Annotated in this window: 9 protein-coding genes; 4 read left to right on the top strand and 5 right to left on the bottom strand. The window is 56.2% G+C overall.

The features are described 5' to 3' along the window. The first annotated feature begins 3 nt into the window (after window positions 1-3). Window positions 4-798, top strand: coding sequence for a TraB/GumN family protein (locus tag BFV64_RS05240; RefSeq protein WP_014882820.1), 795 nt, complete (start codon window positions 4-6; stop codon window positions 796-798). A gap of 199 nt (window positions 799-997) precedes the next feature. Next, window positions 998-1,477: a Cys-tRNA(Pro)/Cys-tRNA(Cys) deacylase YbaK gene (gene ybaK / locus BFV64_RS05235; RefSeq protein ID WP_023332257.1), complete on the top strand. Its 480-nt coding sequence runs from the start codon at window positions 998-1,000 to the stop codon at window positions 1,475-1,477. A 122-nt stretch (window positions 1,478-1,599) separates the two neighbouring features. Here ybaK and ushA read toward each other — a convergent pair whose 3' ends face one another. Further along, the gene (ushA, locus tag BFV64_RS05230; protein WP_014882818.1) at window positions 1,600-3,252 is read right to left on the bottom strand and encodes a bifunctional UDP-sugar hydrolase/5'-nucleotidase UshA; all 1,653 of its coding nucleotides are present in this window, start codon (window positions 3,250-3,252) and stop codon (window positions 1,600-1,602) included. A 164-nt stretch (window positions 3,253-3,416) separates the two neighbouring features. On the opposite strand from ushA, the gene BFV64_RS05225 reads away from it, so the two are divergent. Continuing rightward, the gene (locus tag BFV64_RS05225; RefSeq protein ID WP_023332256.1) at window positions 3,417-4,619 is read left to right on the top strand and encodes an MFS transporter; all 1,203 of its coding nucleotides are present in this window, start codon (window positions 3,417-3,419) and stop codon (window positions 4,617-4,619) included. A gap of 233 nt (window positions 4,620-4,852) precedes the next feature. Further along, window positions 4,853-6,529, top strand: a complete 1,677-nt coding sequence (gene ybaL, locus BFV64_RS05220; RefSeq protein WP_069601786.1) for a YbaL family putative K(+) efflux transporter — start codon at window positions 4,853-4,855, stop codon at window positions 6,527-6,529. Between the two features lie 92 nt (window positions 6,530-6,621). On the opposite strand, the gene BFV64_RS05215 is transcribed toward ybaL, so the two are convergent. The 4 genes from BFV64_RS05215 to htpG all read right to left on the bottom strand — a co-directional run bounded on the left by BFV64_RS05215 (window position 6,622) and on the right by htpG (window position 11,790). Then, the gene (locus tag BFV64_RS05215; RefSeq protein ID WP_023332255.1) at window positions 6,622-7,926 is read right to left on the bottom strand and encodes an inosine/guanosine kinase; all 1,305 of its coding nucleotides are present in this window, start codon (window positions 7,924-7,926) and stop codon (window positions 6,622-6,624) included. 62 nt (window positions 7,927-7,988) lie between these two features. Continuing rightward, window positions 7,989-8,951 carry a ferrochelatase gene (gene hemH, locus BFV64_RS05210; protein ID WP_014882814.1) on the bottom strand — a complete coding sequence of 321 codons (963 nt, stop codon included), beginning with the start codon at window positions 8,949-8,951 and terminating at the stop codon, window positions 7,989-7,991. A 124-nt stretch (window positions 8,952-9,075) separates the two neighbouring features. After that, window positions 9,076-9,720 carry an adenylate kinase gene (gene adk / locus BFV64_RS05205; RefSeq protein WP_006809841.1) on the bottom strand — a complete coding sequence of 215 codons (645 nt, stop codon included), beginning with the start codon at window positions 9,718-9,720 and terminating at the stop codon, window positions 9,076-9,078. Between the two features lie 195 nt (window positions 9,721-9,915). Then, window positions 9,916-11,790: a molecular chaperone HtpG gene (htpG, locus tag BFV64_RS05200; protein WP_023332254.1), complete on the bottom strand. Its 1,875-nt coding sequence runs from the start codon at window positions 11,788-11,790 to the stop codon at window positions 9,916-9,918. Between the last annotated feature and the right edge of the window lie 6 nt (window positions 11,791-11,796).

Below are 11,796 nucleotides of genomic sequence, written 5' to 3'. Positions count from 1 at the left end.
CGTATGAGCCTGTTTAATCGTATAAAAACCTCGTTTCGCGCCCTCTTTCCCCGCCGTTATGCGTGGCCCGGCCTGGATATCTCCCTGCCCGGCGGTCAGCACCTGCATCTGGTCGGCAGCATCCATATGGGTACGCAGGATATGTCGCCTCTGCCCCCCGGTCTGATAAAACGGCTGAAGCGCGCCGACGCGCTGGTCGTCGAGGCGGATATTTCGGGCCAGGAGTCACCGTTTGCCGGGCTTGAAAGCGATCTGACCCTGGCGGAACGTCTGGACGAAGCCCAACTGGCGGAACTGACGCGCGTCGCCGATGAAACCGGCGTGTCGCTCTCTATGATTGACGCCCTGCCGCTGTGGCAAATTGCGATGGTGCTACAGGCCACGCAGGCGCAGCGACTGGGTCTGCGCGGTGACTACGGTATTGATTACCAGCTGCTCAATCTGGCAAGAGCGCGCAATCTGCCCATCATTGAACTGGAAGGAACGGACAGCCAGATTGCGCTCCTGCGTCAGCTTCCGGACGACGGCCGCATGCTGCTGGATGATACGCTGACCCACTGGCACACCAACGCACGTCTGCTGCAAACCATGATTGGCTGGTGGCTGGATGCGCCGCCAGCAGACGGAAAGCTGGCGCTGCCGTCAACGTTCAGCGAATCGCTGTATGATGTGCTGATGAATGCGCGCAACAATGCCTGGCGAGAGACGCTGCATGCATTACCTGCCGGGGAATACGTGGTTGCGGTCGGGGCGTTACATTTGTACGGAGAAGGGAATTTGCCGTCGCTGCTGAAATAAAAAAATGGCCAATATCTCTATTGGCCCGTCAAAGAGGAATTTCATCGTTTTTATTATGCCGAAGGAGACCTTCGGTTGAGCCGATTGTCGCTCAAAGTGACCATCACTGCCAATACTATTGCGCAAGATGGTGCTATTTTTTAGACAAACGTCAGGCGTATGCTGTTGGCATGATTTGTCTGTCGTAAGAAGGATAGCTATGACTCCCGCCGTTAAATTACTCGAAAAAAACAACATTTCTTTCCGGATCCACACTTACGATCACGATCCGAATGAAACCAACTTTGGCGACGAAGTGGTGCGCAAACTGGGGCTGAACGCTGACCAGGTCTATAAAACGCTGCTGGTTGCGGTGAACGGCGATATGAAACATCTCGCCGTGGCGGTCACGCCCGTCGCCGGACAGCTCGATCTCAAGAAAGTGGCGAAGGCGCTGGGGGCGAAAAAGGTGGATATGGCAGATCCGATGGTTGCGCAACGCACCACCGGCTACCTGGTGGGCGGGATTAGCCCGCTGGGGCAGAAAAAACGCCTGCCGACGCTGATTGATGCCCCTTCGCAGGAATTTGACACGATCTATATTTCAGGCGGCAAACGCGGGCTGGATATCGAGCTGGCGGCGGGCGATCTGGCGAAAATGCTGGACGCGAAGTTTGCGGATATTGCGCGCCGGGAGTGAAAGAAAAAGCCGGGTGGCGGCTACGAGGTAAAAGCAAAACGGTAACATGCGTTACCGTTTTTTGTGTTTGCGCCCTCTCCCGGTGGGAGAGGGTTGGGGTGAGGGCATCAGGCCGCACAACACTACTGCCAGCTCACCTCACCCTTCGGCTCATACGCGTTCACGTCAATCGGTGAATTCTGCTCGATGTACTGCTTCAGCACTTCCGCATCAATAAAGCCGGTATTCACATAGCCCGGTTTATTATCAATATGCGGATAACCGTCGCCGCCGGTGGCGTTAAAGCTCAACGTCGCCAGACGGTAGGTTTTTGCCGGGTCGACCGGTTCGCCTTTGATCTTCAGATCATTCAGCTTGCCGTCTTTTGCCACAAAGCTGACGTTGGCAAACTGCGGATAGGCCCCGGAATCCGGCTTCATCTGCGCGACGGCGGTCAGGTAGTCAATCGCCTCTTTGCCGGTCATGTCGGCATAGACCACCACGTTACCAAACGGCTGCACCTTCAGGACATCCTTATAGGTGATATTTCCGCCTTCAATAGAGTCACGAATGCCGCCCCCGCTCATCACGCCAAAATCAGCACCGGTGCGCGCCATTTGCGCCGCCAGCACCAGGTGTCCCATGTTGGTCTGCACGAAGCGGACTTTACTGCGGTCCCCCTCCAGACGACCATTCAGCGTGCCGATTTTCACATCCAGCTGCGCTTTGCCTTTGTTCTGGAACGGTGTCAGCAGGGAGAGCATCTGCGGGTTCTCAGCGATCTCTGGCGTGTAAAGTACGCGCTCACTTTTCCCGTCCGGGTAGGTCACTTTCTTCTTCAGGTTGACCGGAATGAGCTGGTAGTGCACCAGTTTCATCTCGCCGTTACGGAACTCAAAGTCCGCCCGGCCCACGTATTTACCCCATTCGTGGGCCTGCACAATCCAGATACCGTTCTGACGGTCCGGTGCACACGGCGTGCCAGGCACGTAATCCACCTGTTTTTTATTCTCCGATGCCATGCACACCGGATCCTGTGAGTGACCCCCCACAATCATGGCCAGTGACCCTGCAGGCAGGCTGCGCGCCATCTCCACGTCGCCGGGTGCATTGGAGCCGTGCTCACCGTTGTCGTAGTGCCCCATGTGCGTGGTGGCGATAATCACGTCCGGCTTTTCGTTCTGCTGCAGTTCCTGAATCACCAGCTTCGCTTCGTCTGCCGGTTTGCGGAATTCAATATCCGTAAAGAACTCGGGATTGCCGATTTTTGCCGTATCGTCGGTGGTTAAGCCAATGACTGCGATCTTCAAATCCTGACGCTTAAACAGCGCCCAGGGTTTGAACAGCCGTTCGCCGGTGCTTTTCTGGTAAATGTTGGCGGAGAGGAAGGGGAATTTGGCCCATTTTTCCTGCTGACGCAGCACCGTCAGCGGGTTATCAAACTCATGGTTACCGACGGCCATCGCGTCGTAGCCAATCAGATTCATGCCACGGAAATCCGGCTCGGCATCCTGTAAATCAGATTCCGGCACGCCGGTATTAATATCACCGCCTGAGAGCAACAGCACGCTGCCGCCCTGGGCTGCCACCTCTTTGCGAATGCCGTCCACCAGCGTTTTTTGCGCCGACAGACCATATTCGCCATATTCACTGCGCCAGAAATGACCATGATGATCGTTGGTATGCAGAATGGTGATTTTATAGGTTTTATCTTTTTCATACGCCTGCGCGGGCAGGCTTACCAGACCCCATGCGGCGATGAGCGCCAGCGCGACGCCCCGCTTCATTAACTTCATCTTCTCTCTCCCTGACCAATAGACAAAGGCAAAAATTACAGTGACTCACAATAATAGACAAATAAGTTTTCAGAATTGCGACTTTCTTCAAATGTCCCGGGCGGGTATGTTAGTCGGATAATAATTACACCCTGCATCTCTAATAACAAAACAACGTGGTATTTATGGCAATCAGCGAATCAACCCCGGCGTCGCCGCCAAAATCGCGCACCTCTTTTAAGGTATTAGGCGCAATCAGTCTTTCGCACCTGCTCAACGACATGATCCAGTCGTTGATTCTGGCAATTTATCCGCTGCTGCAGTCCGAGTTTTCGTTAACTTTCGTGCAGATCGGGATGATCACCCTCACCTTCCAGCTGGCTTCCTCGCTGCTGCAACCGGTGGTGGGCTACTGGACGGACAAATACCCGATGCCGTGGTCGCTGCCGATTGGCATGTGCTTTACCCTGAGCGGTCTGGTATTGCTGGCGATGGCTGGCAGCTTTGAGGCGGTGTTGATTGCTGCCGCGCTGGTGGGTACCGGGTCGTCCGTCTTCCACCCTGAGTCCTCACGCGTGGCGCGCATGGCCTCCGGCGGCCGTCACGGGCTGGCGCAGTCACTTTTCCAGGTCGGCGGTAACTTTGGCAGCTCCCTCGGCCCCTTGCTGGCGGCGGTGATTATCGCCCCGTATGGCAAAGGGAACGTGGCGTGGTTTGTGCTGGCCGCACTGCTGGCGATTATCGTGCTGGCGCAGATCAGCCGCTGGTATGCCGCTCAGCATCGCGTAAATAAGGGGAAACCTAAAGCGAAGGTTATCAATCCCCTGCCCCGAAATAAGGTCATTCTGGCGGTTTCCGTACTGCTGGTGCTGATTTTCTCGAAATACTTCTACATGGCAAGCATCAGCAGCTATTACACCTTTTATCTGATGCAAAAATTCGGATTATCGGTACAAAATGCGCAAATCCACCTGTTCGCCTTCCTGTTCGCGGTTGCTGCCGGAACGGTTATTGGCGGGCCGGTGGGTGATAAGATTGGCCGAAAATATGTTATTTGGGGCTCTATCCTCGGTGTCGCGCCGTTTACCCTTATTTTGCCGTATGCCAGCCTCGAGTGGACGGGCATTTTAACCGTGATCATTGGTTTTATCCTCGCCTCGGCATTTTCCGCCATTCTGGTCTATGCCCAGGAGCTGTTACCGGGCCGTATCGGTATGGTTTCCGGACTCTTTTTCGGTTTCGCCTTCGGTATGGGTGGGCTTGGTGCAGCGGTGTTGGGGATGGTCGCGGATCACACCAGCATCTTCCTGGTTTACAAAATCTGCGCTTTCCTGCCACTTCTGGGGATGTTGACCATATTCCTGCCTGATAACCGTCACAAAGCGTGAATTACAGGTAGCCAAAGTAAAACTTTGGCTACCTGCCCCCCCTTGTGCCATAAGGGTTTCCTCTCCATCCCTGACCTGAATTTATCAATATGCGCTTTTTTACGCGCATATTGCCGTTTTATTCAAACTTCAACAATTATTCATAAACATAAGGGCAAAAATTGTCATAAACTATTACCTGGTCTTTTGGTATTCACGCCAAAAATGGAACACTCACCGCGAAAGGAGACGGAATGCACCACGCCACACCGCTTATCACCACCATTGTTGGTGGACTTGTGCTCGCTTTTATCCTTGGCATGATTGCCAATAAACTGCGTATTTCTCCTCTTGTCGGCTATTTATTAGCGGGGGTTCTGGCGGGACCGTTTACGCCAGGTTTTGTCGCGGATGCCAAGCTGGCGCCTGAGCTGGCGGAATTAGGCGTGATTCTGCTGATGTTTGGTGTTGGCCTGCACTTTTCCCTGAAGGACCTGATGGCGGTAAAGTCGATCGCCATACCTGGCGCGATCGCCCAGATAGGGGTGGCGACGCTGCTGGGGATGGCGCTTTCGGCCGTGCTGGGCTGGTCGTTGATGACCGGTATCGTATTTGGGCTGTGTCTCTCAACCGCCAGTACCGTGGTGCTGCTGCGCGCGCTTGAAGAGAGACAGCTGATAGACAGCCAGCGCGGGCAAATCGCGATAGGCTGGCTGATTGTGGAAGATCTGGTGATGGTGCTGACGCTGGTGCTGTTGCCTGCCGTCGCCGGAATGATGGAAAAAGACAACATCGGCTTCGCCTCGCTGGCGCTGGATATGAGTATCACCATCGGTAAAGTGGTGGCGTTTATCGCCATCATGATGCTGGTGGGCCGTCGTCTGGTGCCGTGGATCCTGTCCCGCAGCGCGGCGACCGGCTCCCGCGAGCTGTTTACGCTTTCCGTGCTGGCGCTGGCGCTGGGGATCGCTTTTGGCGCTGTTGAACTGTTCGACGTCTCCTTTGCCCTGGGCGCGTTCTTCGCCGGAATGGTGCTGAACGAGTCTGAGCTGAGCCACCGCGCCGCGCATGACACCCTGCCCCTGCGTGATGCCTTCGCCGTGCTGTTCTTTGTCTCCGTCGGCATGCTGTTTGATCCGATGATTCTGGTTCAGCAGCCGCTGGCCGTGCTGGGCACGCTGGCGATCATTATCTTCGGTAAGTCGCTCGCCGCCTTCTTCCTGGTGCGGATGTTCGGCCACTCCCCGCGTACGGCGCTGACGATTGCCGCCAGCCTGGCGCAGATTGGTGAGTTCGCCTTTATCCTCGCGGGTCTGGGTATGGCTCTGAACCTGCTGCCCCAGGCCGGGCAGAATCTGGTGCTGGCGGGGGCAATTCTGTCGATTATGCTGAACCCGGTCCTGTTTGCCCTGCTGGAAAAATACCTCGATAAAACCGAAACGCTGGAAGAGCAGACGCTGGAAGAAGCCATCGAAGAGGAGAAGCAGATCCCGGTGGATATCTGCAACCATGCGCTGCTGGTCGGCTTTGGTCGCGTGGGCAGCCTGCTCGGTGAGAAGCTGATGGCGCAGGGCATTCCGCTGGTGGTGATTGAAACCTCACGCACCCGCGTTGATGAACTGCGCGAGCGTGGTATTCGTGCGGTGCTGGGCAATGCGGCCAACGAGGAGATTATGGCGCTGGCGCATCTGGACTGCGCGCGCTGGCTGCTGCTGACTATTCCGAATGGCTATGAAGCGGGCGAGATTGTAGCCACCGCGCGTGAGAAATGCCCCAATATTGAGATTATCGCCCGGGCGCATTATGACGATGAGGTGGAGTACATCACCGAGCGCGGTGCGGATAAGGTAGTGATGGGCGAACGTGAGATTGCGAACACGATGCTGACGCTGCTGGCGAAACCGCCGGTTGAAGAGGCTGCTACGGGGTAAGATTTTTGCGGTCTGATGCCCTCACCCTGACCCTCTCCCACGGGGAGAGGGAACAAACACTAAAAACGGCAACGGGCGTTGCCGTTTTGCTTTTACCTTTCCCAATAAGCCTCTTCGAGGCTGTCTTCCCGTTCCGGCAGGCCACGCGTTAAGCGCGGTGAATGCTGGTTCAGCACCTGATAGCTCACGCGGTTCGCGTACTTACACACCTGCGCCAGCGACGAATAGGTCAGCCAGTTGAACTTGTGTTTGCTGGAGTTGGGTACGTTGGTTTTGTGGTAGGCATTGGCGGTAATATCGTGCAGCAGTGCTGCCAGCGCGCCGTCACCCGCCCCGTTGGTGTTCATGATCTTCTCCGGTCCGCCCATATAAGGCGCAATGTGGGAGTAGATACGCAGCGGGTTGAGGCAATCTTTATGGCGCATACCGCGGCTGAACTCGTACTGGTTGAACTCGGCAATCGCGCCTGGGAGCAACGGGTGCTGGGTTTTGCGTTTGCTCTCTTCCTCCGTAAAGCCCGCCATATAGAGCCCGACGGGGCCGGCAGTGCAAAGCACCAGATCCACCCAGTCCAGCGCTTTGTCAGAGGCCAGCAGCGGATCGCTCTCACCGGTGAGCGCTTCGGCCTCTTCTTCGTTCATCGCCAGAATTGAGACGTGCTCTTTCAGGAACGCCTGCCACCACTCGGGGTTATCGGCAATCACGAATTTGGTGCCCAGCGTGAGAACCACCGGCACGTCGTACTTTTTCGCGTACTCGATCGCTTTCATGGTCGCTTCCGGCATCGGCTCGCCCGGCTTGCAGCGTACCAGATAGGAGGTCAATACCAGCGCAGAGGCACCCGCAATCACCTCTTCAGGAATACTCTCGGCGCGCAGCTTATTCATATGGCCAGGGCTGATGGCAAACGTACGCTCCCCGGATTCGCCGATCAGCGTGAAGCAGCGGCCAATCGGCCCGTTAACGCCCTGAAGATAGTTCAGATCGGTACGGCTGGAGGTGTTGCACAAATAGCGGTAGGCATAACCACCGATTTCAATGTTACTGCACATCACGCCGAGCAGTACCGAGCGGTCATCGGCCAGCACGGAGTAGTTGTGCATAGTGTTACCGATGGTCCCCCCGGCAAACTGATGGGTAATGAGATTTTCACGCACCAGCTCCTGGTACAGCGCTTCGGCAACGTCGTCTTCGATCACCAGGGAATGACCGGCGCTCAGACCATAACGGGCGACAAACTCATCATCCACTTTCGCTTCAATGTCCACCAGCGTCTGGTCGATACCAACGACCCAGGCGGCGCTGGTTTCATTTTCAGGCTGGATTTGCTGCAGGAGCGGATCGCGCGCATCAACGGGAAAGTAGTGTTTGGATTTACGTTTACCGGGAAATTTCATGGTCTGAACTGTATGAAGAATATGGGCCGGGAATGGTAGCACAAACCCGGCCTGGAGTGCGATCAGCGGCTGTTCGTCACCAGCGAGACCATCATGTCAATATGTTCAGGCGAGTCGTTAAGCGCCGGAATGTACTCGTACTTTTCGCCGCCAGCCTCAAGGAAAAATTCCCGGTTTTGCACCGCGATCTCCTCCAGGGTTTCCAGGCAGTCCGCCGAGAAGCCTGGCGACATCACCTGAATGTGCTTAACCCCCTTCTCGCCAAGCATTTTGAGGGTTTCATCGGTGTACGGTGTCAGCCACGGCTCGCGACCGAAGCGCGACTGGAAGGTCATCATCACTTTTTCCGGCGGCAGGCCGAGGGCAGAAACCAGCTCACGGGTGGTATCGCGGCAGCGCTGCGGATAATCATCCCCTTCGTTGGCGAAACGCTGTGGGATCCCATGATAGGAGAGCAGCAGCAGATCCGGCTCGCCGTGCTTTTCAAACGACGCGCGCGCGCTGTTGGCAAGCGCCTTGATGTAGAGATCGTTATCGGCGTAATCGCGAATAAAGGTCACGCCAGGAATGCGGCGACGGGTCGCCAGAATGCGCGCCAGCTCGTCCCAGACGGCGGCCACCGTCGAGCAGGAGTATTGCGGGTAGAGCGCCAGCACCACGATATGGTCTACACCCTGCGCCAGCAGTGATTCCACCGCGCTTTCCAGGGACGGTTTTCCGTAGCTCATGCCGAGCGCGACGGGCATATCCGGCAGGCGGGCGGCCAACGCTTTTTCCTGACGACGGCTGTAAACCATCAGCGGCGAGCCCTCCTCCATCCAGACGGACTGATAGAGTTTGGCGACGCGCGGAGAACGAATCGGCAGAATCACGCCACGCAGCAGCGGCCACCAAAGCAGTCTCGGGAAATCCACAACGCGCGTGTCGCTTAAAAATTGTCGCAGGTAGCGTTTTACCGCGTCTGATGTAGGTGCTTCTGGAGTGCCCAGATTGGCAAGCAGGATGCCGGTTTTCGCCTGACTCATTCACGCCTCTTAACCATTTGATAGGTTGTCAATTGTAGCGGAAATGCGTTTAAACGAAACCCATTGCTGTAATAGGTAAGGTGAGAATATTTCTCACCCGGGGACCCGGGTGAGAGACGCGCGATTAGCCGAGGATTTTTTCCAGCTCTGCACGTACGTCAGCCACGGCTTTGGTGCCGTCGACTTTGGCGTATTTGGTGTTACCCGCCTGCGCTTCTTTGGTGTAGTAGCCGATCAGCGGCGCGGTCATCTGATGGTATTCCACCAGGCGTTTACGCACGGTCTCTTCCTGATCGTCTTTACGGGTGGTCAGCTCTTCGCCGGTCACGTCGTCTTTACCTTCAACCTTAGGCGGGTTGAATTTGATGTGGTAAACGCGGCCAGAAGCAGCGTGTACGCGACGGCCAACGATACGGTCAACGATCAGCTCGTCCGGTACGTCGAACTCGAGAACGTAGTCCACGTTGATGCCCGCTTCTTTCATGGCGTCAGCCTGAGGAATGGTGCGTGGGAAGCCGTCCAGCAGGAAACCGTTACGGCAATCTTCCTGAGCAATGCGCTCTTTGACCAACGCAATAACCAGCTCGTCGGTTACCAGCTTGCCTGCGTCCATGATGTCTTTCGCTTGTTTACCCAGCTCGGAGCCAGATTTTACAGCGGCGCGCAGCATGTCACCGGTGGAGATTTGCGGAATACCGTATTTCTCCATGATGAACTGAGCCTGAGTTCCTTTACCCGCGCCCGGAGCGCCAAGCAGAATAATACGCATTGCGAAAATCCCCTCAAATGTCGTTTCAATTTTTCAAAAGCGCTAAACAATACCACCAGAACGGACATCGCTCAAGGAAGGCGGGAAGGCTGAAACGGTTAACGGGGGGAGATAATTTGGGTGAGTGCAGTCTGGGGCCCTCACCCCGGCCCTCTCCCACGGGGAGAGGGAGAAGACCAGGGGAGGTGTGGTCAGTTACGCCAGAAGCAGCGCATTCACACGTTTAATGAACAGGTTAGGGTCTTCCAGCGTGCCGCGCTCGGCCAGCAGGGACTGATCCAGCAGCAGCTCAACCCACTCGGCAAAGCGTGCTTCGTCCTGGGTATCCGCCGCGCGTTTCACCAGCGGATGATCCGGATTAAGCTCAAAGATATATTTCACTTCCGGCACCGCCTGGCCCGCCGCAGCGAACAGCTTCGCCATCTGAGTGCTCATTTCGTCGGCATCGGTCGTGACAATGGCCGGGGTATCGGTCAGACGGTGAGTGAAACGTACCTCTTTCACACGGTCACCCAGCAAGGTTTTCACGCGCTCAACGAACGGCTCCAGCGCCTTCTCGGCTTCTTTCGCGCTTTCATCTACCTCATCCGCCAGCTTGTCGATGGACTCATCGGCTTTTGCAACCGACTGGAACGCTTTACCGTCGAACTCGGTCAGGTAGTTCATCATCCACTCGTCGATGCGGTCAGACAGCAGCAGCACTTCGATGCCTTTCTTGCGCAACAGCTCAAGGTGCGGGCTGCTCTTCGCCGCCGCGTAGCTGTCGGCGGTGATGTAGTAGATCTTCTCCTGCCCTTCTTTCATGCGGGAGACATACTCTTCCAGCGACACGGTCTGCGCGGAGGAGTCGGTGTGCGTGGAGGCGAAGCGCAGCAGCTTAGCAATGGTTTCAACGTTTGCGGTGTCTTCTGCCGGGCCTTCCTTCAGCACCAGGCCAAACTGTTTCCAGAAGGTCTGGTATTTTTCCGCATCGTCTTTCGCCAGTTTTTCCAGCATCTGTAGCGCACGTTTGGTCAGGGCGTTGCGCAAGTTACGGGTGACGGTGCTGTCCTGCAGGATCTCGCGGGAGACGTTGAGCGGCAGATCGTTGGAATCGATCAGACCGCGCACGAAGCGCAGGTAGTTCGGCATGAACTGCTCGGCGTCGTCCATGATGAAGACGCGCTGCACGTACAGCTTCAGGCCGTGCTTGTGATCGCGGTTCCACATATCCCATGGGGCCTGCGCCGGGATGTACAGCAGGCTGGTGTACTCCTGCTTCCCTTCCACGCGGTTGTGGCTCCAGGTCAGCGGGTCGGTAAAGTCGTGGGCGATGTGCTTGTAGAACTCGTTATATTCGTCGTCTTTAATTTCAGACTTGTTGCGCGTCCACAGCGCCTGCGCCTTGTTGATTTTCTCCCAGGAAACCACGGTTTCGCCGTCTTTCTCTTCCTGTTTTTCAATCTCAACCGGCAGAGCGATGTGATCGGAATATTTGCTGATGATGGAGCGTACGCGCCAGTCGTTCAGGAAATCATCTTCCCCTTCACGCAGGTGCAGGGTGATTTCAGTCCCGCGGTCTGCTTTGGTGATGTCGTCAACGGTGTACTCACCTTCGCCTTTGGATTCCCAGAGCACGCCGTTCTCCGCGCTGTCGCCCGCCGCACGAGTACGCACGGTGACTTTGTCCGCCACGATGAACGCTGAGTAGAAGCCCACGCCGAACTGACCGATCAGCTGGCTGTCTTTCGCCTGGTCAGAGCCCATGGACTCAAGGAACGCTTTAGTGCCGGATTTGGCGATGGTGCCGAGGTGGTCGATCACCTCGTCGCGGTTCATCCCAATGCCGTTATCGGCGATGGTCAGGGTGCGGTTCTCTTTATTGAAAGAGACGCGCACGCGCAGCTCGCCGTCGCCTTCATACAGATCCGGGTTAGACAGCGCGCGGAAGCGCAGCTTGTCCGCCGCATCGGAGGCGTTGGAAATCAGCTCACGCAGGAAGATTTCTTTGTTGGAATACAGGGAATGGATCATCAGGTGCAGAAGCTGTTTTACTTCTGACTGGAAACCACGGGTTTCTTGTCCTTTCATCTAAGT

This window comes from Enterobacter kobei (assembly GCF_001729765.1).
Classification (GTDB): domain Bacteria; phylum Pseudomonadota; class Gammaproteobacteria; order Enterobacterales; family Enterobacteriaceae; genus Enterobacter; species Enterobacter kobei.
This window is presented reverse-complemented; position numbering and strand designations above follow the sequence as displayed.

Coding starts and splice junctions, on each gene's coding strand:
- BFV64_RS05240 (WP_014882820.1), top strand. CDS start 4: ATGAGCCTGTTTAATCGTATAAAAACCTCGTTTCGCGCCCTCTTTCCC.
- ybaK (WP_023332257.1), top strand. CDS start 998: ATGACTCCCGCCGTTAAATTACTCGAAAAAAACAACATTTCTTTCCGG.
- ushA (WP_014882818.1), bottom strand. CDS start 3,252: ATGAAGTTAATGAAGCGGGGCGTCGCGCTGGCGCTCATCGCCGCATGG.
- BFV64_RS05225 (WP_023332256.1), top strand. CDS start 3,417: ATGGCAATCAGCGAATCAACCCCGGCGTCGCCGCCAAAATCGCGCACC.
- ybaL (WP_069601786.1), top strand. CDS start 4,853: ATGCACCACGCCACACCGCTTATCACCACCATTGTTGGTGGACTTGTG.
- BFV64_RS05215 (WP_023332255.1), bottom strand. CDS start 7,926: ATGAAATTTCCCGGTAAACGTAAATCCAAACACTACTTTCCCGTTGAT.
- hemH (WP_014882814.1), bottom strand. CDS start 8,951: ATGAGTCAGGCGAAAACCGGCATCCTGCTTGCCAATCTGGGCACTCCA.
- adk (WP_006809841.1), bottom strand. CDS start 9,720: ATGCGTATTATTCTGCTTGGCGCTCCGGGCGCGGGTAAAGGAACTCAG.
- htpG (WP_023332254.1), bottom strand. CDS start 11,790: ATGAAAGGACAAGAAACCCGTGGTTTCCAGTCAGAAGTAAAACAGCTT.